The organism is Streptomyces sp. SPB074 (assembly GCF_000154905.1).
GTDB lineage: Bacteria > Actinomycetota > Actinomycetes > Streptomycetales > Streptomycetaceae > Streptomyces.
The window spans coordinates 4,911,455-4,933,300 of the sequence record NZ_GG770539.1 but is presented as its reverse complement, the minus strand read 5'-3'; the positions used below and the strand labels follow the sequence as shown (position 1 = coordinate 4,933,300).

At 73.6% G+C, this 21,846-nt stretch carries 19 protein-coding genes and 1 pseudogene; 5 read left to right on the top strand and 15 right to left on the bottom strand.

From position 1 onward, the window contains the following. Positions 1-19 precede the first annotated feature (19 nt). The 5 genes from SSBG_RS20695 to SSBG_RS20675 form a co-directional block, all read right to left on the bottom strand. Positions 20-376 carry an MmcQ/YjbR family DNA-binding protein gene (locus SSBG_RS20695; protein ID WP_008748017.1) on the bottom strand — a complete coding sequence of 119 codons (357 nt, stop codon included), beginning with the start codon at positions 374-376 and terminating at the stop codon, positions 20-22. After that, positions 373-1,695 (bottom strand): hemolysin family protein, encoded by a 1,323-nt coding sequence (locus SSBG_RS20690; RefSeq protein WP_037870275.1) that lies wholly within the window; start codon positions 1,693-1,695, stop codon positions 373-375. The genes SSBG_RS20695 and SSBG_RS20690 overlap by 4 nt, the downstream gene beginning before the upstream one ends. A 34-nt stretch (positions 1,696-1,729) precedes the next feature. After that, complete coding sequence (gene ybeY, locus SSBG_RS20685; protein ID WP_008748015.1) at positions 1,730-2,227, bottom strand: rRNA maturation RNase YbeY; 498 nt, start codon at positions 2,225-2,227, stop codon at positions 1,730-1,732. Between the two features lie 14 nt (positions 2,228-2,241). Continuing rightward, positions 2,242-3,318 (bottom strand): PhoH family protein, encoded by a 1,077-nt coding sequence (locus SSBG_RS20680; RefSeq protein ID WP_008748014.1) that lies wholly within the window; start codon positions 3,316-3,318, stop codon positions 2,242-2,244. 364 nt (positions 3,319-3,682) lie between these two features. Further along, on the bottom strand, positions 3,683-4,882 hold the full coding sequence (locus SSBG_RS20675) for a carbohydrate kinase family protein (RefSeq protein WP_008748012.1): 1,200 nt from the start codon (positions 4,880-4,882) through the stop codon (positions 3,683-3,685). Positions 4,883-4,973: 91 nt separating this feature from the next. Here SSBG_RS20675 and SSBG_RS20670 point away from each other — a divergent pair, with 91 nt between their 5' ends. Continuing rightward, positions 4,974-6,275, top strand: coding sequence for a 6-phospho-beta-glucosidase (locus SSBG_RS20670; RefSeq protein ID WP_008748011.1), 1,302 nt, complete (start codon positions 4,974-4,976; stop codon positions 6,273-6,275). Between the two features lie 551 nt (positions 6,276-6,826). Then, positions 6,827-8,134: an MFS transporter gene (locus tag SSBG_RS20665; RefSeq protein ID WP_008748010.1), complete on the top strand. Its 1,308-nt coding sequence runs from the start codon at positions 6,827-6,829 to the stop codon at positions 8,132-8,134. 187 nt (positions 8,135-8,321) lie between these two features. Here the strand turns inward: SSBG_RS20665 and SSBG_RS20660 are convergent, their stop codons facing one another. The 4 genes from SSBG_RS20660 to SSBG_RS20645 form a co-directional block, all read right to left on the bottom strand. Continuing rightward, entirely contained in the window at positions 8,322-9,329 is a 1,008-nt protein-coding gene (locus SSBG_RS20660) for an adenosine deaminase (RefSeq protein ID WP_008748009.1), read from the bottom strand. A gap of 134 nt (positions 9,330-9,463) precedes the next feature. After that, positions 9,464-10,369: a ribonuclease Z gene (locus SSBG_RS20655; protein WP_008748008.1), complete on the bottom strand. Its 906-nt coding sequence runs from the start codon at positions 10,367-10,369 to the stop codon at positions 9,464-9,466. Positions 10,370-10,378: 9 nt separating this feature from the next. Then, a complete protein-coding gene (locus SSBG_RS20650; RefSeq protein ID WP_008748007.1) occupies positions 10,379-10,735 on the bottom strand; it encodes a histidine triad nucleotide-binding protein in 357 nt (118 codons plus the stop codon). 293 nt (positions 10,736-11,028) lie between these two features. Continuing rightward, entirely contained in the window at positions 11,029-14,250 is a 3,222-nt protein-coding gene (locus tag SSBG_RS20645; RefSeq protein WP_008748006.1) for a S41 family peptidase, read from the bottom strand. Between the two features lie 185 nt (positions 14,251-14,435). Between SSBG_RS20645 and SSBG_RS20640 the strand changes: the two genes are divergently transcribed. Next, on the top strand, positions 14,436-14,828 hold the full coding sequence (locus SSBG_RS20640) for a pyridoxamine 5'-phosphate oxidase family protein (RefSeq protein WP_008748005.1): 393 nt from the start codon (positions 14,436-14,438) through the stop codon (positions 14,826-14,828). A gap of 12 nt (positions 14,829-14,840) precedes the next feature. Here the strand turns inward: SSBG_RS20640 and SSBG_RS20635 are convergent, their stop codons facing one another. Then, on the bottom strand, positions 14,841-15,173 hold the full coding sequence (locus SSBG_RS20635; RefSeq protein ID WP_008748004.1) for a hypothetical protein: 333 nt from the start codon (positions 15,171-15,173) through the stop codon (positions 14,841-14,843). 43 nt (positions 15,174-15,216) lie between these two features. Between SSBG_RS20635 and SSBG_RS20625 the strand changes: the two genes are divergently transcribed. Further along, positions 15,217-16,427, top strand: a protein-coding gene (locus SSBG_RS20625) for an IS3 family transposase (protein ID WP_086023070.1) whose coding sequence is annotated in 2 segments (ribosomal slippage) — positions 15,217-15,508 and positions 15,508-16,427 — 1,212 coding nt in all. Because the reading frame shifts where the segments join, the coding sequence is not laid out codon by codon here. A 27-nt stretch (positions 16,428-16,454) separates the two neighbouring features. Here SSBG_RS20625 and SSBG_RS20620 read toward each other — a convergent pair. The 5 genes and pseudogenes from SSBG_RS20620 to hrcA form a co-directional block, all read right to left on the bottom strand. Then, positions 16,455-16,900, bottom strand: a pseudogene (locus SSBG_RS20620) (class I SAM-dependent methyltransferase); the annotation flags it as partial. A 169-nt stretch (positions 16,901-17,069) separates the two neighbouring features. Then, positions 17,070-17,825, bottom strand: a complete 756-nt coding sequence (locus SSBG_RS20615) for a 16S rRNA (uracil(1498)-N(3))-methyltransferase (RefSeq protein ID WP_008748001.1) — start codon at positions 17,823-17,825, stop codon at positions 17,070-17,072. A 46-nt stretch (positions 17,826-17,871) separates the two neighbouring features. Then, positions 17,872-18,930: a nitronate monooxygenase gene (locus SSBG_RS20610; protein ID WP_008748000.1), complete on the bottom strand. Its 1,059-nt coding sequence runs from the start codon at positions 18,928-18,930 to the stop codon at positions 17,872-17,874. A 201-nt stretch (positions 18,931-19,131) separates the two neighbouring features. Then, the gene (dnaJ, locus tag SSBG_RS20605; protein ID WP_008747999.1) at positions 19,132-20,274 is read right to left on the bottom strand and encodes a molecular chaperone DnaJ; all 1,143 of its coding nucleotides are present in this window, start codon (positions 20,272-20,274) and stop codon (positions 19,132-19,134) included. Next, positions 20,275-21,291 carry a heat-inducible transcriptional repressor HrcA gene (hrcA, locus tag SSBG_RS20600; protein ID WP_008747998.1) on the bottom strand — a complete coding sequence of 339 codons (1,017 nt, stop codon included), beginning with the start codon at positions 21,289-21,291 and terminating at the stop codon, positions 20,275-20,277. Between the two features lie 288 nt (positions 21,292-21,579). Between hrcA and SSBG_RS20595 the strand changes: the two genes are divergently transcribed. Beyond that, a partial coding sequence (locus tag SSBG_RS20595; RefSeq protein WP_037870272.1) for an MBL fold metallo-hydrolase occupies positions 21,580-21,846 on the top strand: 267 nt, incomplete at its 3' end.

Sequence of the window (21,846 nt, the reverse complement as noted above, 5' to 3'; positions counted from 1 at the left end):
CCGTCACCGGGACCCCGGGTCACGGGCGCTCCAGTCGCAGCCTCTCCGCCCTCGGCAGCTTCGCCACCACGAGGTCGTACGAGTCCTCGACCAGTTCCCGGACCCGGACGGCGGGCAGTTCCCCCACCGTCACCGTGTTCCAGTGCCGCTTGTTGAGGTGCCAGCCCGGCACGACGATGCCGGGGTGGGCCTCGCGCAGCCGTACCGCCTCCTCGGGCTCGCACTTGAGCGAGACCTTGAGCGGCTCGCCGCCGAGGTCCGTGAGGGCGAAGATCTTCCCGTTGACCTTGAAGACGGAGGTCTCCGGGTTGAAGGGGAACTCCTCGGCGACCGCGTTGAAGGAGAGGCACAGGGCGCGCAGCGCCGCCGGTTTCATCCCGCGTTCTCCTTGCTCAGCGCGTCTTCGGCACGGGGTCCGGTGTCCTCGCCGACCGGCTCCACGAGCACCGTGACGATCTTGTTGCGGCGGCCCGCCGAGGACTCCGCCGTCAGGCGCAGCTCACGCCCATCGGGGAGTTCGACCACGGCCGAGGACTCCGCGATGGGGACCCGGCCGAGCGCCTTGGCGAGGAGCCCGCCGACCGTCTCGACGTCCTCGTCGTCGTACTCCTCGATGCCGTACAGCTCGCCGAGGTCGTCCGTGCCGAGGCGTGCGGTGACGCGGTGCCGGCCGCCGCCGAGGTCCTCGACGGGTGGCAGTTCGCGGTCGTACTCGTCGGTGATCTCGCCGACGATCTCCTCCAGGATGTCCTCGATGGTGACGATCCCCGCCGTGCCGCCGTACTCGTCGATGACGACGGCGACGTGGCTGCGCTCCTGCTGCATCTCGCGCAGCAGGTCGCCCGCGTTCTTCGTGTCGGGCACGAAGGTCGCCGGGCGCATCGCCGTGGAGACCAGTTCGGACTCGGCGTCGCGGCTGATGTGCGTCTTGCGGGCGAGGTCCTTGAGGTAGACGATCCCGACGACGTCGTCCTCGCTCTCGCCCGTGACCGGTATGCGCGAGAAGCCTGAGCGCAGCGCGAGCGTGAGCGCCTGCCGGATCGTCTTGAACCGCTCGATGGAGACGAGGTCGGTACGCGGCACCATGACCTCGCGCACGAGGGTGTCGCCCAGCTCGAAGACCGAGTGCACCATGCGGCGCTCCTCGTCCTCGATGAGCGACTCCTTCTCGGCGAGGTCCACGAGCGCCCGCAGTTCGGCCTCGGAGGCGAAGGGGCCGCGCCGGAAGCCCTTGCCGGGCGTGAGCGCGTTGCCGATGAGGATGAGCAGCGGGGGCACCGGGCCCATGACCTTGGCGAGCGGCACGAGGACGTAGCTCGCCGCCGTCGCCGTGTTGAGCGGGTGCTGACGGCCGATCGTGCGCGGCGAGACGCCGACCGCGACGTAGCTGACGAGGACCATCACGGCGATGGCGACGAGCAGCGCGGACCACGTCGTGTCGAACGCCTTGAGGCAGGCGTAGGTGACGAGGGCCGCCGCCGCCATCTCGCAGGCGACCCGGACGAGGAGGGCCACGTTGAGGTAGCGGGTCGGGTCGGCGGCGACCTGCGCGAGGCGGGCGCTGCCGCGCCGCCCGGACCGTACGGCCTCCTCGGCGCGGAAGCTGGAGACGCGGGCGAGCCCGGCCTCGGCGCAGGCGGCGAGCCAGGCCACGACGACGAGCGCGACGGCGCCGCTGATCAGCTGGTAGCTCACGCGAGTCCCCCCGGGCGGAGGGGTTTTCGGCGGTTCATGACACCGTCGGGGCCGGCGAGGGCCCGGTGAGTCCGCGCTCGCCGCGCCAGCCGTCCACGATGGCCTGCTGGAGGCCGAACATCTCGGCCTTCTCGTCGGGCTCCTCGTGGTCGTAGCCGAGCAGGTGGAGCACTCCGTGGACGGTGAGGAGCTGGAGCTCCTCGTCCATGGAGTGCTCCGTGGGGGCCTCGCGGCCCTGGCGCTCGGCGACCTCGGGGCACAGCACGATGTCGCCGAGCAGCCCCTGGGGGGGCTGCTCGTCGTCCTTGACCGGGGGACGCAGTTCGTCCATCGGGAAGGACATGACATCGGTGGGTCCTGGAAGGTCCATCCACTGCACGTGGAGCTGTTCCATCGCGGGGCCGTCCACGAGGATCACGGACAGCTCGGAGAGCGGGTGGATGCGCATCCGGCCCAGGGCGTAGCGGGCGATGTCGAGGATGGCTTCCTCGTCGGCCTCGGTGCCGGACTCGTTGTTGACGTCGATCGACATGGTGCTGGTCCGGTCTACTTCCCGTTTCCGTCGTGGCCGCCCCGCGCGCGACCGCCCTGATGGCGGCCCTGGTCCTGCTCGCGTTCGTGGGCATGGTCGTACTTCTCGTACGCGTCGACGATCCGGCCCACGAGCTTGTGCCGGACGACGTCCTGCGAGCTGAGCCGGGAGAACGACACGTCCTCCACGCCCTCCAGGATGTCCTGGACCTGCCGCAGGCCGCTCTTCGTCCCGCCGGGCAGGTCGACCTGCGTGACGTCGCCGGTGATGACGATCTTGGACTCGAAGCCGAGGCGGGTGAGGAACATCTTCATCTGCTCGGGGTTCGTGTTCTGCGCCTCGTCGAGAATGATGAAGGCGTCGTTCAGGGTACGGCCGCGCATGTACGCCAGCGGCGCGACCTCGATCGTCCCGGCGGCCATGAGGCGCGGGATGGAGTCGGGGTCGAGCATGTCGTGCAGCGCGTCGTACAGGGGACGCAGGTAGGGGTCGATCTTCTCGTAGAGCGTGCCGGGCAGGAAGCCGAGGCGTTCGCCGGCCTCGACGGCCGGGCGGGTCAGGATGATGCGGCTGACCTGTTTCGACTGGAGGGCCTGCACGGCCTTGGCCATCGCCAGGTACGTCTTGCCGGTACCGGCGGGGCCGATACCGAAGATGATCGTGTGCTTGTCGATGGCGTCGACGTAGCGCTTCTGGTTGAGCGTCTTGGGGCGGATGGTGCGCCCGCGCGAGGAGAGGATGTTCTGGGTCAGCACCTCGGCGGGGTGCTCCTCCCCACCGGGCTCGCCCGCGCCGCTCGCGCGGAGCATCGAGATGGAGCGCTCGACGGCGTCCTCGGTCATCGGCTGACCGGTGCGCAGCACGAGCAGCATCTCGTCGAAGAGGCGCTGGATGAGGGCGATGTCGGCGGCGGGTCCCTGCGCGCTGATCTCGTTGCCCCGGACGTGGATGTCCGTGCCGGGGAAGGCGCTTTCGATGACGCGGAGCAGCGAATCGCCCGAGCCGAGGACCGTCACCATGGGGTGCTTCGCCGGGACGGTGATGCGAGCGGTGGAACGCTCGGGGCTGTGAGCTGTGGGTGTCTGAGTCATGGGCCGGCACTGTGGCCTGCGCATACCTCCCGTGTCAGGTCCTCGCCGATCGAAAACCTCTTGGGACCAAGCGTACGACCCGCGAGCCGCCGGATCGCAGGGCTTTTCGCCCGGAGCCGAGAAACCCTCCGCGAGACGGACGCGGAAGGCCCGGGGCGCTCCGCCGCGCGGCGGAGCCCTCCGCCGCGCGCGGGACCCGTCCCCTACGACGCCGGGCGGACCCGTACGACGTGAGACGGACCCGTACGACGTGAGACGGACCCGTACGACCTGACACGAACCCGACCGCGCGCGACGGGCCCGCGCGCCCGGTAGGCGGTGAGGCGAGCCCCCGCCGCCGCGTCTCGGCCCGTACCGCCCTGTCTCAGCCCACTCCGCCGCTCCCGGCCCGGAACCCGATCGTCGGCACCGCTCGCCGCCTGGGCCACGGGGCGCTCGTGCCCGCGCCGGGCAGGAGGGCGTCCAGGAAGGCGTAGCGGCGCAGTGCCGCCGGGTCCTGGTCGTCGTACGCCTGGACGTGGCGCCACCAGGTGGCGACCTCCGCCCAGCCGGGGGCCGAGAGCGAGCCGCCGAACTCCTGGACGGAGAGCGCGGCGGTCAGGCCCGCGAAGGCGAGGCGGTCGGCGAGCGGCCACCCGGCGAGGCTGCCGGTGAGGAACCCGGCGACGAAGACGTCCCCGGCCCCCGTCGGGTCGAGCGCGGGCACGCGGATCGCGGGCACGTCGGCGCTCTCGCCCGTCCGCCCGTCCACCGCGTAGGCGCCCTCCGTGCCGAGGGTGACGACGGCGAGGGGGACGTGTTCGGCGAGCGCGTGCGCGGCGGCCCGCGGGCACGCGGTGCGTGTGTAGCGCATCGCCTCCTCGGCGTTCGGCAGGAACGCCTCGCAGTGGCCGAGGTCGCCGAGCGCCGCGAGGTCCCAGCGCCCCGACTCGTCCCAGCCGACATCCGCGAAGACCCGCGTGCCGTGTGCCGCGGCGTGCGCGATCCACGGCGCGGGCCGGCCGGGCGCGAGGGAGGCGACGGCGGCGCGCGCGGGCGGCACCGTCTCGGGCGCGGGCTCGGGGATCGGCGCGTCGTGCCCGTGCGAGACCATCGTCCGCTCGCCCTCGTACGCCATCGAGACGGTCACGGGCGAGTGCCAGCCCGCGACGCGCCGGGAGGGCGTCAGGTCGATGCCCTCGCCCTGCGCGAGCGCGCCCCAGCAGTACTCGCCGTAGTGGTCGTCGCCGAAGGCGGCGGCGAGCGAGGTGCGCAGCCCGAGCCGGGCGAGCGCGGTCGCCATGTTCGCGACGCCGCCGGGGCTGGAGCCCATGCCGCGCGCCCAGGACTCGGTACCGCGCACGGGCGCCGAGTCGAGCCCGGTGAAGATGATGTCCAGGAAGACGGTCCCGGTGAGGTAGACGTCGCAGACGGGCCCGGCGGGGTCGCGGAGGGCGGCGAGCGGGTCCAGCCGGGGGGCGCCCTGCGGGCCGGTGCGGGCGGCGGCCGACGGCTCGGCGCGAGGGGTGGCGGGCGGCTCGCCGCGGGGGGCGGCGGGGCCGGTTCCGTACGGATCGGTGCTCACGGTGCGTGCCTCCCCTGGTCGGTGCGATTGCGGCCAGTGTGCCCGATGGGCGCCGGGTGCGAGGCGCGCGCCGTGGGGTACGTTCCGGATCATGAGGCTGACGATTCTGGGCGGTGGCGGCTTCCGGGTGCCGCTCGTGTACGGGGCGCTGACCGGCGGCGAGATCGACGAGCTGACGCTGTACGACAGCGACTCCGTGCGCCTCGGCGTGATCCGCGCGGTCCTGGAGCAGTTGCCGGGCGGCGGTCCCCGGGTCCGTACCGCCGAGGACCTGGACACGGCTCTGCGCGGCGCCGACTTCGTCTTCTCCGCGATCCGCGTGGGCGGCACCGCCGGGCGTGTCGCCGACGAGCGCGCGCCGCTCGCGGAAGGCGTGCTCGGCCAGGAGACGGTCGGCGCGGGCGGCGTCCTGTACGGGCTGCGCACCGTGCCCGTCGCGGTGGCGATCGCGGAGCGGGTACGGGCCGTGGCCCCGGACGCCTGGGTCATCAACTTCACCAACCCGGCCGGGACGGTGACGGAGGCGATGGCCGGGGTGCTCGGCGAGCGCGTCATCGGGATCTGCGACTCGCCCGTGGGCCTCGTGCGGCGCGCCGCGCGGGCGGCGCGCGCCGCGCCGGGCCCGCTCTCGTACGACTACGTGGGGCTCAACCACCTCGGCTGGCTCCGCGCCCTGCGCGCGGCGGACGGCACGGACCTGCTCGCGGCGCTGCTCGCGGACCGCACCGCCCTGGAGTCCTTCGAGGAGGGGCGGCTCTTCGGCGCCGACTGGCTGCGCGCGCTCGGCTCGCTGCCCAACGAGTACCTGCACTACTACTACTTCCGCCGCGAGGCCCTGGCCGCGGTGCGCGCGGCGGACGCCACGCGCGGCGAGTTCCTGCGCGAGCAGCAGGAGGCGTTCTTCGCGGCCGCGGCGCGCGAGCCCGCCCGCGCGTACGCGCTGTGGGAGGCGACGCGCCGGGAGCGCGAGGAGACGTACATGGCCGAGAGCCGCGAGGCGAGCGGCGGCTGGGAGCGCGACGAGGAGGACCTGGCGGGCGGCGGCTACGACCGGGTGGCGCTCGCGCTCATGCGGGCCGTCGCGGGCGACGCGCGCGGCACCCGACTCATCCTGAACGTGCGGAACGGGACGACGGTGCCTCAGCTCCCGCCGGACGCGGTCATCGAGACGGTGTGCGAGGTGGACGCGAGCGGCGCCCGCCCGCTGCCGTGCGCGCCGCTCGGCGAGGCCGAGCTCGGGCTGATGCTCCAGCTCAAGGCGGTCGAGCGGGCGACGATCGAGGCGGCGCTCTTCAAGGACCGCACGGCGGCCCTGCGCGCCCTGGCCCTCCACCCGCTGGTGGACTCCCCTGCGGTGGCGGCCAGGATTCTGGAGCGCGCGGCGCGGGGCTGAGCACGGCGGGAGCGGTGGGGGCCGGGCCTGAGAGGGCGGGCCTGTAGGGCCGGGCGTGCGGTGGACGGGCCGGAAGGCCGGGCCGGGCGAAGGGCGGGCCGGAAGGCCGGGCCGGGCCGTCTGCCCGCCGCCCGGCCGCGTGTCCCCGGTCACCGAGGCACGCCGGAGCGGAGCAGCGCACAAGGGCTCCCGAACCCGGCGCACTACCGGCGCACACGACAACTCGGACTCGTCGCAAGCAAGTTGACGAGTCCTCTTTCGCGCTGCCCACAACGCGCGAACCGACACGTGTACCCGACCTCCCCCACCTCAAACATTAAGTGACCCAGCTCACACCGGCCCGGCTTTTCGGGTGATGAAGCGGCTTGATACAAATTGCCTCGCGCACCCCTCGCACAGCCCCGGCACCGGTACCTCTCCCGGCCCGGCGGCCCCGGCGATCGGTGGCGAACCCCCTTTTCCCGTACCGCCCTTCCGGGCTGCCTCGCGCTGCCCCGAACCGGCGGACGGACCCCTCCCCCCATCGCTTCGCACCCGCTCTGGAACCGCCCGTGCCTCCGCGCCCCGCCCGGCCCCTCGTCGCCCTCTTCACGGCCGGCTATCTCGCCTCCTACCTCCTGCCCACCGTCGTCTCCCGCATCGGCACCGGGCTCGGGCTGACCCCCGCGCACGCCGGGCTCGTCGGCAGCGGACTGCTGCTCGGCTCGGCGAGCGCCGGATTCACGCTCGCCTCCCGCGTCGAACGCTTCGGCGCCCGCCGCGTCGCACGCGCCGGACTGCTCCTCGCCTCGCTCGGCTACGGTCTCGCCGCACTCAGCGGCGTGCTGCCGCTGGTGGTGCTCGGCGTCGTGCTCGGCGGCTTCGGCTCGGGCGCGGCCACGACCGTCGCCGCCTCCGGCATCGCGGCACTGCGCGACCCGCACCGCGCCTCCTCGGCCGGGCTGCTCTCGGTCTCGGGCGTCGCGGGCGCGCTCTACCTGACGCTCCCCCACTTCGGCCTCGGCCACCGGCTGCCGCTGCTCGCCCTCGCGGTGGTGCCGCTGCTCGTCTGGCCGGCGACGCGCGGCCTCGCGCGGGCCGTCCCCGCCGCCCCCGAGGTGAGCACCGGCCGGCTCCCCCGCCGCCGCTCCGGTCTCGTGCTCGCGCTCTCGGTCGCGGGCTGGTCACTCGCGCAGAACGCGCTGTGGGGCGTGAGCGGCCGGATCGGCACGGAACAGGCGGGACTCGGCGAGGTCGCGGTCGGCGCGGTCTTCGCCCTCGCGCTCGGCGGCGGGCTCCTCGGCGTGCTCGGCGCCGGGGCACTGGGCTCACGGGCCGGGCGCGCGGCGCCGATCGGACTCGGCACGGTGGTGATCGCCGGGTGCATCGCGGTGAGCGCGTCCGCGCACGGGCTCGGGACCTTCGCCGGCGGCGAGGTGCTGTGGAACACCGGCTACCCGGTCGTCCTCTCCTACCTCATCGGCCTCGCCGCCTCGCTCGACCCGCGCGGGCGCTGGGCGGTCCTCGTCGGCTCGGCGTCCTCGCTCGGCGTGGCGTGCGGCCCGGTCACCGGGAGCCTGCTCGTCGAGTCGGCCGGCTTCACGGGCATGGGCCTCGTCCTCGCGACGGCGCTCCTGCTCCTCGCGGTGCCGCTCACCGCGGTCGCGCTGCACACCGGCGGACGCCCGCTCGTGCCGGGCGCGGTACGGCGCAGGGGCGGCGCGAGCGCGGCCCTCGTCGCGGCCCGCGCCGGGGCCCCCTCGGGCACGATCCCCCGCATCGGCGCCCCCGAACAGACGATCACGTCCATCGCGGTCACCACGACGGACCCCGACCGCGCGGCCTTCGGCACGGCGGGACCGGAACGGGTGGGGGGCTGAGGCGGGGGCGGTGGTACGGGGACGGGCGGCCCGGCTGTACGGGGACGGGGCGGGCGCGGGGCGGGGCGCCGGCCGGTACGGGCCCGGGGCCACCGCGTGGCACGGGGTGGGCGACCTGTATCCGCGGGCCGCCCCCGATCCGTGTCCCCGCGCCTCCGCCTCCGCTCCTCCGGCGTCCCCCGGCGCCTCAGCGCGCGAAGCGGTGGGCGCCGACGGCCTTGAGGTACCGCGCGCGCAGTTCCTCGTCGTCCTCCAGGAAGGCGGCCTCGAAGGAGTTGCGGGCCAGGGTGCGTTCCTGGTCCTCGCTGAGGCCGAGCGCGGCGCGGACGGCGTCGAAGTTGTCCTGCGCGTACCCGCCGAAGTAGGACGGGTCGTCGGAGTTCACGGTGCATTTCAGGCCCGCGTCGAGCATGTCCCGCAACGGGTGCTCGGCCATCGTGGCGATACCGCGCAGCCGCACGTTCGAGAGCGGGCACAGCGTCAGCGGGATCTGCTCGCGCACGAGCCGCGCCACCAGCGCGGGGTCCTCCAGGACGCGGCGCCCGTGGTCGACCCGCTCCACGCCGAGCGCGTCGAGCGCCTCGGTGACGTACTCGGGGCCGCCCTCCTCCCCGGCGTGCGCGACCCGGTGCAGCCCGAGCGCGGCGGCCCGCTCGTAGACCTCGCGGAAGGGCCCTGGCGGGTTTCCCAGCTCGGCCGAGTCGAGGCCGACCCCGGTGATGCGGTCGAGAAAGGGCTCCGCCTCGGCGAGCGTGGCGAGCGCGTCGGCGACGGGCTGGTCGCGCAGGAAGCACATGATCAGCCGGGTGCTGATCCCGTACCGCTCCACCGACCGGTCGAGCGCCCGCCCGAGCCCCTCGACGACCGTCGCGAACGGCACCCCGCGCGAGGTGTGCGCCTGCGGGTCGAAGAAGATCTCGGCGTGCCGCACGCCCTGCGCGGCGGCCCGCTCCAGGTACGCGTCGGCCAGCTCCTCGAAATCGCGCGCGGTGCGCAGGACCGCCATCAGCTCGTAGTAGAGGTCCAGGAAGGACTGGAGATCCTGGAAGGCGAAGGCGCTGCGCAGCGCGAGCGTGTCGTCGTGGCTGAGCGTGACCCCGTTGCGGGCGGCGAGCGCGAAGGCCAGCTCCGGTTCCAGAGTGCCTTCGATGTGAAGGTGCAGCTCCGCCTTGGGGATGGGTACAGAAGTGGGCATCCGGGAATCCTACGGGAATCACAGGCAGCCGGAGCGTGGCCCGGGTCACGCGCGGAGCCGAGCGGCAGCCGGGCGCACGGGGACGGGGCGCGGGACGGGGAGAGGCCATCGCGCGGCGGCTTCCCCGCGGTCCGTCACAGCCGTGGCGGTACGGGCACCCGGTCGAAGTCCTCGGCGACGGTCAGCCCGCCCTCGTAACCCGCCGCGCGGGCCTGGCGCCCGAAGACGGCGGGGTCCTCGTACCGCTGCGAGAAGTGCGTCAGCACGAGGTGCCGCACCCCCGCGTCGCGGGCGAGCGCGGCGGCCTGCCCGGCGGTGAGATGGCCGTGCTCCTCGGCGAGCGCCGCGTCCTCGTCGGCGAAGGTCGACTCGATGACGAGGAGGTCGCAGCCCTCGGCGAGTTCGCGCGCCCCCTGGCACAGCCGGGTGTCCATGACGAAGGCGAAACGCTGCCCGCGCCGCACCTCGCTGACCTCTTCGAGCCGTACGCCGCGCAGTACGCCCTCGCGCCGCAGCCGTCCCACGTCCGGCCCCTCGATCCCGTGCGCCGCCAGCGCCTCCGGCCGCATCCGCACCCCGTCGGGCTCGGTGAGCCGGTAGCCGACGGTGTCGACGGGGTGGCTGAGCCGCCGTGTCTCCAGGGTGTACGCGGGGGTCGTCGCGAGCATGCCCTCCTCGTGCACGGGCACGGGGGTGATCCCGACGCTCTCGTAGTACGCGGTCGCGTACCGCAGCCGCCGGAAGTACTCCTCCCCGCTCGCCGGGTAGTGCGCGTACACCGGGTGCGGGACCCGGTCGAGGTTGACGCGCTGGATCACCCCGGCCAGGCCGAGCGAGTGGTCCCCGTGGAAGTGTGTGACGCACAGCCGGTGCAGCGCCGTCGCGGAGATCCCCGCGTGGGTCATCTGCCGCTGGGTGCCCTCGCCGGGATCGAAGAGGAACGCCTCCCCGTCCCACCGCAGGACATACCCGTTGTGCCCGCGGCGCCGCGTGGGCAGCTGACTCGCGGTCCCGAGAACGACAAGCTCACGCCCGGCCATGGCCTCACCCTAGCCGGGGGGCCACTGGAGCCCGCGGCCCCCGAGGACGTGCGCGTGCACGTGGAAGACGGTCTGCCCGGCCCCCGCACCGGTGTTGAACACGATCCGGTACCCGGACTCGTCGATCTTCTCCTGCGTGGCGACCTCGCCGGCCGCCGCGAGGAGAGCGGCACTGAGCCGCGGATCGGCGGCGAGCGCGGCGGCGTTGGGGTAGTGCGCCCTGGGCACGACGAGCACATGCGTGGGCGCCTGCGGGTTGATGTCCCGGAACGCCATGGTGTGCTCGTCCTGCCGCACCACCGTCGCCGGCACCTCGCCCGCCACGATCTTGCAGAACAGACAATCCGCCTGCGGCTCACCAGCCATGAAGAGGACTCCTCTCGGGGAACGACGAAGCTGAGGAAATGTTAACGGCCCTCCCCCACCAGCCCCCCGGCCCCGAACACCCCCTCACCCACCCACTCTCCAGCACGACACAAGTCCCCCACCCCACGTGCCCAAGCGCCTCCGGGCGCACCGCGTCCCCGCCGCACCACATCCCGGGCGCACGGCATCCCGGGCACACCACATCCCCGCCGCACCACATCCCAGCCCCTCCGGCGTTTGAGGAGCGGGGCCCGGGGCGGAGCCCCGCGAGGCCCGCCCCGCCCCCGGGTCACCTACTCCTGGCCGCCCCCCGGCAAGGACGGCGCCGTCTTCGCCGGCGTCTCCTCCAGCGCGGCCAGCGCCAGCCGGACCGCCTCGTCGAGCTGCGGGTCCTCCCCCGCCGCGTACTGCTGCGGCGCGACGACGACCTCCACGTCCGGATCGACGCCGTGGTTCTCGACGCCCCACCCGACCGTCTCGAACCAGAACGCGTACTTCGGCTGTGTGACGGACGTGCCGTCCACGAGCCCGTAGCGGTTGTCGATCCCGATGACCCCGCCCCACGTCCTCGTCCCGACGACGGGCCCGATCCTCAGCGCCTGGATCGCCGCGTTGACGATGTCCCCGTCCGAGCCGGAGAACTCGTTGGCGACCGCGACGACGGGCCCGCGCGGGGCCGCCTCCGGGTAGCTGACCGGCCGCACCGTCCGCGAGACGTCCCAGCCGATGATGCGCCGGGCGAGCTTCTCTACGACGAGCTGCGAGGTGTGCCCGCCCCGGTTCTCGCGGACGTCCACGACGAGGCCCTCCTTGGCGATCTCCACCCGCAGATCGCGGTGGAGCTGCGCCCAGCCCGAGCCGATCATGTCCGGTACGTGCAGGTAGCCGAGGCGTCCGCCGGACTTCTCGTGCACGTAGGCGCGGCGGTCCGCGACCCAGTCGTGGTAGCGCAGGGCCTCCTCGTCACGCAGCGGCTCCACGACGACGTGCCGCGGCTCGCCGCCGCCCGCCGGGCCGATCGTCAGCTCGGTGACGTGCCCGGCCGTGCCCGCGAGGAGCGGCCCTGGGCCGAGCAGCGGGTCCACCGGGCGGCCGCCGATCGCGAGGAGCGCGTCCCCGGCCCGTACCGCGATGCCGGGGCCCGCGAGCGGCGAGCGTGCGTGCGGGTCGGAGGTCTCCGAGGGCAGGACGCGATCGACGCGCCACTGCCCGTCCTCGTGCCGGGAGATGTCCGCGCCGAGCAGCCCGGCGCGCAGGGAACCGTGGCCGTGCGCGGCCGGGGTGACGTAGGCGTGCGAGGTACCGAGTTCCCCCTGCACCTCCCACAGCAGGTCCACGAGGTCGTCGTGGGTCGCGAGCCGCTCCAGGACGGGACGGTAGCGGTCCAGGACCCCGTTCCAGTCGACACCGCCCATGTCGGGGCGCCAGAAGTTGTCGCGCATGAGGCGGCCGTTCTCGTCGAACATCTGCCGCCACTCGGCCGCGGGATCGATGAGCTGGCGGACGCGGCCGAGATCGACGACGACGTTGTTCTCGTGGTCGTCGTCGCCGGGGGCGCGGCGGTCGCTCGGGACGACGCGGAGCTTGTCGCCGCCGCGCAGCAGGACGCGCTTGCCGTCACCCGTGACGGCGTAGGAGTGGGCGTCGCCGGAGAGTTCTTCGACACGCTGCTGCGGGAAGTCCCAGCGGAGCAGGCTCGTCTTGCCTCCCTCGTCGTCCGGCCCGGCGCCGGAGGTGCCGAGCACGCCGGAGACGGGATGGCTCAGCCAGAGCACACCGTCCTTGGCGGTCTGGAGGGAGGAGTACTCACCGGCCTCGACGGGGAAGGGCACGATGCGGTCGGCGAGACCGTCCACATCGATCCGGGTCTGCGGGCCGCCGCCCTCCCCGCCCTCGGGGGTGCCCTCCTTGTCGGGTGTCTCGAAGGGCTTGCCGTGCCGCTGGGGGCCGAAGGGCGAGGGGGTCGTCGCGGCGAGCGTGATGAGGTGCGGGCGGGTCGTGCCGATGAACGCGAGGTCGAAGTTGTGCGCGTCGTACAGCGGGTCGAAGGCGCGGTCCGAGAGGAACGCGAGGTGCTTGCCGTCCGGTGTGAAGGCGGGGCTGTAGTCCTTGAACCGCAGCGGGGTCGCCTCGACGGGGGCGAGGTCCGAGACGTGCGCGAGCTTGAGCTGACGCAGCGGGTCGGGGCCCGGGTGCGACCAGGCGAGCCACGTGGAGTCGGGCGAGAAGACGAGTTCTCTCGCGTCCCCGTCCTCGGTGCGGTCCACCTCGCGCACCTCGCCGGAGGAGCGCTCCACGAGCAGGACCCGCCCGTCGTGGCTGGCGACGCCGAGCCGTTCGCCGTCCGGGGCGACGGCGAAGGAGAGGACGCGGCCGAGCCGGCCGGCCGCGATCCGGCGCGGGGCGGTGCCGGGGGCCGCACCGGTCGCGGGCGCGAACTCGATGGCGTCCTCGCCCTCGGCGTCCGTCACCCAGGCCACCCACTCCTCGCCGTCGAGGCGGAAGGTACGCGGCAGCCTGGCCCGGACACCCTGCTCCCCCGCGAGGACACGCGCGGGGCCGTCGCGGTGCGTCACCCAGTGCACGGCGCCGCGCACCAGGACGGCGCTGCCCCGGCCCGTGTGGTCGGGGCGGGCGGCGGAGAGCCAGCGGGACGCGGAGATCGCGAAGGGCTGGAGATCGGCGCGCTGTCCGCCGAGAACGATGTCCAGCGGGCGCGGCTCGGCGCCCTCCAGGTCGTCGAGAATCCACAGCCGGCCCGCGCTCGACCACACGACACGGGTGCCGTCGGTGGCGGCCTGGCGGGCGTAGAAGGCGTCGGGGTCCACGGGCGAGTGGCGGCGCAGGTCGCTGCCGTCGGGCAGCGAGGAGTAGAGCGCGCCGACGCCTTCGTGGTCGGAGAGGAAGGCGATGCGGCCGCCCGCCCAAAGCGGGGACTCGATGTTGCCGTCCAGGTCCGCGTGCACCCGCTGCCAGGCGCCTTCCGCGTCGGGCCCGATCCACAACTTCCCGGCCGTGCCGCCCCGGTAGCGCTTCCACCAGGCGGGCTCCCGGCTCGGGACGGTGCCCAGCAGGACGCGCTCGCCCTCCGGCTCGTGCGCGAGGTCGCCGATCGGGCCGTACGGGAGGCGGCGCGAGGCGGAGCCGTCGAGGGGCAGCGCGTGCGCCCAGGTGCGGCGCATCGACGCCTGGCCGTGCGAGGTGATCGCCACGACCTCGCCCGCGGGCGTCCAGCTGCGGACGGCCGTCTTGGCGCTGCCCCAGTAGGTGAGGCGGCGGGAGGGGCCGCCCTCGACGGGCGCGACGAAGACCTCGGGCGCGCCCTCGCGATGGGAGGTCCAGGCGACGGTGGCGCCGTCCGGGGATATCCGCGGACGCTGGACGGGGACGTTGTCGGCGCTGACGCGCCAGGCACGCCCTCCGTCGAGCGGGGCGATCCAGACGTCGTCCTCGGCGGTGAAGGCGATCAACTCGCCATGGATGTGCGGAAACCGTAGGTAGGCAGGCTGTGTCACAAGAGCCACCCTAAGCACGGTGACGGACGGTGGACAGGCCCTCTCGGGCAAGCTGTGGACAACTCCGGTGAAGTCGCGACCGCCGTTACCCGTTCGAGTGAGCGAATTTATTGATTACAAGGAGTTATCCACAGATTGGCGCCGAAGGCTTCCGCGCGGGCCGCGCAGGGGTTGGGATTGATCTCGTGACGACGACGGAGAACACCCCGGCTCAGGAACGGCTGCGCACGGCGCGGACCGTGTGGCTGTGCGCCGCGCGGGCGGACGGTCCGCCCCTCGTGCGCGCCACGTGGTTCGTCTTCCTCGACGGCGTGTGGTGGATCGGCGCGGCGGCGGGCGGCGCCCTGGTCCGCCTGCTCGAACGCCGCCCCCGCGCCACGCTCGCCCTGGACGGCCCCGCCCCCCTGGTCGCCGAGGGCGACACCCGTGTGCACCGCACGGGTTTCCCCGCCGGGGTACGCGAGTCCTTCCTCGCCAAGTACGGCTGGGACCCGGCGATACCGGCCCGCCCCGGGGAACGTCGGGTCCTGCTGGAGATAGCCGTACGGGACTGGCCCCGCGCGTCCCTGACGGACTGACGTGCCGGCGGGTCACCGCACGGCGACGGCGAGGCTGACCACGTACCGCTCCCGGACGTTCCCGTCGGGAAAGGCCCGCGCCAGGATCTCCCGCTCCTCGGCGAGGAAGCGTTCCGTGCCTTCTTCGCCGAGGACGAGGAAATCGGAGTACGTGGCGAGGTTGGCGAGGTGCGCGTCGAGCGAGACGTCCCGGCTCCACCGCACGTGCCGCCGCGCGAAGGGCGGCGCGTCCGGGAGCCGCCGGAAGCGGGCCTCGGGGTCGTACGGGCTGTCGCCGCCCAGGAAAAGGCGCCGCAGCCGCACGTCCTGCCCGGCGACCGGGCCCTGACCCTGGAGTTTGGACACCGGAGAGACTTGGATCTTGATGGTCCAGGAGAACGGAGTCCCTGTGGGGATGAAGCATTACCCCGCCGAGTTCAAGGCGGACGCGGTCGCGTTGTACCGGTCGCGTCCGGGAGCGACGATCAAGTCGGTCGCCGCCGATCTCGGAGTGAACACCGAGACGCTGCGGAACTGGATCCGGGCCGCCGACGGACGCCGCGCCGGTGCCCATTCCGCCCCCGCAACGGCACCGCAGCCTGCCGGTGACCCGGTTCAGGCGGAGCTGGCCGCCGCGCGCAAGAGGATCCGCGAGCTGGAGGAAGAACGCGACATCCTCCGCAAGGCGGCCCGGTATTTCGCGACGGAGACGCGCTGGTGAACCGCTGCCAGTTCGTTGAGGATCACCAGCGCCGATACGGCGTGAAGCGGCTCTGCGACATTCTCGGGATCGCCCGCTCGAGTTTCTATTACTGGCGTCGCACCGCCCCGGCTCGCATGGCCCGTCAGGCCGCTGACGACCGGCTCGCGGCCCGGATACGCAAGGCCCACAAGGAGTCCGACGGCACCTACGGAGTCCCGAGGATCACTGCCGAGCTCCGCGACGATGGCGGCCAGGCGGTCAACCACAAGCGCGTTGCCAGGATCATGCGGACCATCGGCCTCGAAGGGGTCCGTCTGCGGCGCCGGCACCGCACCACCATCGCCGACCCGGCCACCGCGAAGGCCCCGGACCTGATCGGCCGCGACTTCACCGCGAAGGAGATCAACACCAAGTACGTCGGTGACATCACCTACTTGAGCGTCGGCGGCGGACGGTTCTGCTATCTCGCGACAGTGATCGACCTGTGCTCGCGCCGCCTGGCAGGCTGGGCGATCGCCGACCACATGCGCACCGAGCTCGTCATCGACGCCCTCGCCGCCGCGGAACGGACCCGCGGCAGTCTGAACGGGGCGATCATGCACACCGATCACGGAGCCCAGTACACCAGCGGGGCCTTCGCGGACGCCTGCCGCCGGGCCGGTGTCCTGCAGAGCATGAGCGCCGTCGGGTCCAGCGCGGACTACGCCGCCGCCGAATCGTTCAACGCCAGCTTTAAAAGGGAGACGTTGAAGGGCCGAAAGGGCTGGTCAAGCGAGCGCGAGGCACGACTCGACGCCTTCCACTGGCTGTCCCGCTACAACACCCGACGCCGTCATTCCCGGCTCGGCCAGCGAGCCCCGATCACCTACGAGATCACCGTCCACCCAACCTCAACTACCCTGGCCCGAGCCGCATAGACGTGTTCAAACTCCAGGGTCAAGGCCCACCCACGGCACCGCGCCGTCCGAGTCGTTCCACCAGAGCGCGAGCGCTCCACGGGCCGCAGTACCCGCAGCGCCTCGGGAACGGAACGGAGGGGGTCGGTCCAGTGCCAGGACTGGGCGTAGGTGACGGCGTCGAGAGAGGAGGAACCCAGGGGCAGGGCGTTGCCGTCCCCGCGCACGAGCGGAACCGAAGGCAGCCCGGCCCGGAACTGGGCGGCCATCCCGCCGCCCGGCTCGACACCCACGACCCGAGCTCCTCGTGCGGCCAGGACGCGCGTCCCCAGTCCGGTCCCGGCCCCGACATCGGCGACGCGTACCCCGACGAGCGAGAACCCGGCAAGCTCCTCGATCGCGTCGAGAAGAGCGGAGGGATAGGAGGGACGGTGCGCGGCATAACGAGCGGCGGCGGAATCGAAGGAGAGGCCCTGTGAAGACGCACGGATCATCCCCTCATGCTTGCGCCCCGCACCCCGACGCACCACGCCCGCGGGAAAGTTCCTCCACCGGCGAAGTCACCGGCTCCCCGCCCCGGTGGGAGGCAGCGTCCGCGCCCCTCGGCGCGAGGGAGGACCCGGCCCGTGCCCGGCGTCCGGCCCCACCGCGCGCCGTGCCGCTCTACCTCCAGCGCCCGGTCCGCCCCGACAGCAGCGCCACCGCCGCCGTACCGGCGGTCGAGGTGCGCAGGACGGAGGGGCCGAGGCGGCAGACGTGGGCGCCGGCCGCGGTGAAGGCCGTGAGTTCCGCGGGGGCGACGCCGCCCTCGGGGCCGACGACGAGGACGATGTCGCCGGACGGGGGGAGCGGCAGCGTCGCGAGCGGGGTGCTCGCCGTCCCCGCGTCCTCGTGGAGCACGACGGCGAGCGCCGCGCGGGACAGGAGGGCGGCCGCCTCCTTCGTGGAGACGGCCTCAGCCACCTCGGGGAAGCGGGGACGGCGCGACTGCTTGCCCGCCTCGCGCGCGGTCGCCCGCCACTTGGCGAGGGACTTCGCGCCCCGCTCGCCGCGCCACTGCGTCACGCAGCGCTCCGCCTGCCACGGAACGACCGCGTCGACACCGGTCTCGGTCATCGTCTCGACGGCGAGTTCGCCCCGGTCGCCCTTGGGCAGCGCCTGCACCACGACGAGCCGGGGGCTCGGCACCGGCTCCTCGCGCAGCTCACCGACCTCGACGCTCAGCCGGTCCTTGCCCTCGGCCGCCGTCACGACGCACGGCGCCCACCGCCCGGCTCCGTCGCTGAGCACGAGTTCCTCACCGGGCCGCAGCCGCTTCACCGAGACCGCGTGCCGCCCCTCGGGTCCGTCGAGGACGAAGACCCCGCCGGGCACGGCCTCTTCGGCGAGCCGGGGAGCGAGGAAGACGGGGGCGGTCATGCCGGTCCTTTCAGCGGTACGGGGCGGGCCGGGCCTCGGCCCGCGCTCAGCGCGCGGGGGCGAGCGCCGCGCGCGTCTCGGCGGCGAGCGTCTCCACGAGACGCCCGGCGGCGAGCGGACGGGCCAGGCGGTGGCCCTGCCCGGCCCAGAGTGCCATGCCGTCCGCGTCCCCCGCCCCGGCGGCGGCGCGCCGCAGTCCCGCCGTGAGGTGGTGCACCTGCGGGTACGCGGCCGGGGCGGCGGCCGAGTGGGCCCGTACGAAGCGGTTGACGAGCCCGCGCGCGGGGCGGCCGGAGAAGGCCCGTGTCAGGGTCGTGCGGGTGAAGTGCGGGCTGGTCAGCGCGGCCTTGTGCACGGGGTGCGCCCCGGACTCGGGGCACGGCAGGAAGGCGGTGCCGAGCTGAGCGGCCTCCGCGCCCGCCGCGAGCACGGCGGCGACCTGCGTCCCGCGCATGAGCCCTCCCGCCGCGAGGAAGGGCAACGGCACGGTCTGGCGGACCTGTTCGAGCAGGCTGAGGAGTCCGAGCCCGCAGCCGTCGGTGCCGGGCTCGTCGTGGTGGGTGCCCTGGTGGCCACCGGCCTCGACGCCCTGCACGCACAGCGCGTCCGCCCCCGCCCACTGCGCGGCGCGCGCCTCCTCCGGCGTGGTCACGGTGACGACGGTGAGGGTGCCCACGCGCTGGAAGGCGTCGAGGACGTCGCGGCTGGGGCAGCCGAAGGTGAAGGAGACGACGGCGACGGGTTCGGCGAGCAGGGCGGTGACCTTCGCCTCGAAGAAGTCGTCCAGGGCGCCCTCGGGCAGGTCGCCGAGCGGGGCCCCGTAGCGGGTGCTCTCCTCCGCGAGCCCGTCCGCGTACGCGGCGACCGCGGAGGCGTCCGTCTCCGGCTGGGGCAGGAAGAGGTTGACGCCGAAGGGCCGCCCGGTCAGCTCCCGGGTCCGCCGCGCCTCGTCGCGTACCGCCTCGGCGCTCTTGTACCCGGCGGCGAGGAACCCGAGCCCTCCGGCCTCCGACACGGCGGCGGCCAGCTCGGGACAGGAGGCACCACCGGCCATGGGAGCCTGCACAACGGGATGGCGCAACAACTCGCCGAACACAGAGGACATCCCGAAATCGTCCCACGAGCCGCGCCTGCGGCATTCACGGGACCCGCTCCTCCCGCCCCCGCGGAGTGGGAGGAACGGGTCCGGGGCGGAGCCCCGAGAGGCCCGCCCCGGACCGCGGCGACCACCGCTCAGCCGCCCGCCGGAGGCGTCGGCCGCGCCCAGCCGTCGGCCGGACGCGTCGGCCGCCGGACGCCGGACGCGTCAGCTGCGCCCGTTGAACGCGTCCTTGAGCCGTGAGAAGAGCCCCTGCTGGCCCGGCTGAAACTGCCCCGTGGGCCGCTCCTCGTTGCGCAGCTTGGCCAGCTCCCGCAGCACCCGCTCCTGCTCCGCGTCGAGCTTGCCCGGCGTCTGCACCTCGACGTGCACGATGAGGTCACCGCGCCCGCCCCCGCGCAGATGCGTGACCCCGCGCCCGTGCAGCGGCACGGACTGGCCCGACTGCGTACCCGGACGGATGTCCACGTCCTCGGTCCCGTCGAGCGTGTCGAGCGGCACCTTCGTGCCGAGCGCCGCGGCCGTCATCGGGATCGTCACCGTGCAGTGCAGGTCGTCGCCGCGCCGCTGGAAGACGGAGTGGGCCGTCTCGTGGATCTCGACGTAGAGGTCACCGGCGGGACCGCCGCCCGGGCCGACCTCGCCCTCGCCCGCGAGCTGGATGCGCGTGCCGTTGTCGACCCCGGCGGGGATCTTCACGGTCAGCGTGCGCCGCGAGCGGATGCGGCCGTCACCGGCGCACTCGGGGCACGGGTTCGGCACGATCGTGCCGAAACCCTGGCACTGCGGGCAGGGCCGCGAGGTCATGACCTGGCCGAGGAAGGACCGCGTGACCTGCGAGACCTCCCCGCGCCCGCGGCACATGTCGCAGGTCTGCGCCGAGGTGCCGGGAGCCGCGCCCTCGCCGTTGCAGGTCGCGCAGATGATCGCGGTGTCGACCTGGATTTCCTTGGTGGTGCCGAAGGCCGCCTCGTTGAGGTCGATCTCCAGGCGGATCATGGCGTCCTGGCCCCGGCGGGTCCGCGAGCGCGGGCCGCGCTGCTGGGACGTGCCGAAGAAGGCGTCCATGATGTCCGAGAAGTTCCCGAAGCCCGCGCCGCCGAAGCCGGCCCCGCCACCGCCGCCGCCGGCCTGTGAGAGCGGGTCGCCGCCGAGGTCGTAGACCTGCTTCTTCTGCGGGTCCGAGAGCACCTCGTAGGCGGCGTTGATCTCCTTGAACCGCTCCTGGGTCTTCGGGTCGGGGTTGACGTCAGGGTGGAGTTCCCTGGCCAGCCTGCGGAAGGCCTTCTTGATCTCGTCCGGGGAGGCGTCGCGGCGCACGCCGAGTACGGCGTAGTAGTCCGTGGCCACTTACGACTCCGCCAGGATCTGTCCGACGTAACGAGCCACTGCGCGTACCGCTCCCATCGTTCCGGGGTAGTCCATGCGGGTCGGTCCGACCACGCCGAGCTTGGCGACTGCCTCGCCGCCCGAACCGTAACCGACCGACACCACCGAGGTGGAGTTGAGCCCCTCGTAGGCGTTCTCATGACCGATCCGGACCGCCATGCGCGGGTCGTTGACCTCGCCGAGCAGCCGCAGGAGCACCACCTGCTCCTCCAGCGCCTCCAGCACCGGCCGGATCATGAGGGGGAAGTCCTGCCCGTACCGCGCGAGGTTCGCCGTACCGCCGATCATGAGGCGTTCCTCGGTCTCCTCGACCACCGTTTCGAGCAGCGTGGACAGGACGACGGCGACCGTGCCGCGATCCTCCTGCTCGAAGGAGTCGGGCAGATCCTGGACGAGCTGCGGGACGTCGGCGAAGCGCCGCCCCGAGACCCGGCTGTTGAGCCGGGCCCGCAGATCGGCCACGGAGGTCTCGCCGAAGGGCGCCGGGCAGTCGATCATCCGCTGCTCGACGCGGCCCGTGTCCGTGATCAGCACCAGCATGACGCGCGCGGGACTCATCGAGAGCAGCTCGACGTGCCGCACGGTGGAGCGCGTCAGCGAGGGGTACTGCACGACCGCGACCTGCCGCGTGAGCTGCGCGAGCAGCCGTACGGTCCGGCCCACGACGTCGTCCAGGTCGACCGCGCTGTCCAGGAAACTCTGGATGGCGCGGCGTTCGGGCGCCGTCATCGGCTTGATGTCGGCGAGCTTGTCCACGAAGAGGCGGTAGCCCTTGTCGGTCGGGATACGGCCCGCGCTCGTGTGCGGCTGGGCGATGTACCCCTCGTCCTCCAGGGCCGCCATGTCGTTGCGCACGGTGGCCGGGGAGACGCCGAGCCGGTGCCGCTCGGTGAGAGCCTTGGAGCCGACGGGCTCCTCGGTACCGACGTAGTCCTGGACGATGGCGCGCAGCACTTCGAGTCTGCGTTCGCTCAGCACGCCGCCACCTCCCTGGCCTCCGGCCGGAACCTCCGGTCCGGGCCTGGCACTCGCCCTGTCTGAGTGCCAGAACTTCCCCGGCCAGTGTACGGCCGTACGGTGGGCCCCGGGCAAGGCCGTGCGGCGCTTTGTGGCACTTCACCGGCGACGCCCGCCCGCGTACGGGCGCGTACCGGGGTGAGCGGGACGGAACGGGGCAGGGGTGCGGCAGGGGCAGCGGGGACGCGGCGGGGACGACGGGTGCCCGCCGGGCGTCCCCGGGGCCGCCACCGACGAGCGGGGAGCGCGATGGAGCCGACGGAACTGCCGGAGTGGGAACACCTGGCGCCCGGTGTGGCGCGGCTGCGGCTGCCCGGCTGGGACTGCACGGCGGGGCTCGTACGGGGCGAGGGCGCGGCCCTCCTCGTGGACCCGGGCGCGAGCCTCGCGCAGGGCGAGGCCGTGCGGCGCGCGGCCGGACGCCTCCTCGGGGACGGCTCCCACGTGACGCATCTCGCACTCACCCACCCGCACTTCGACCTCGTCCTCGGCAGGCCGGCCTTCGACGTGCCGGTG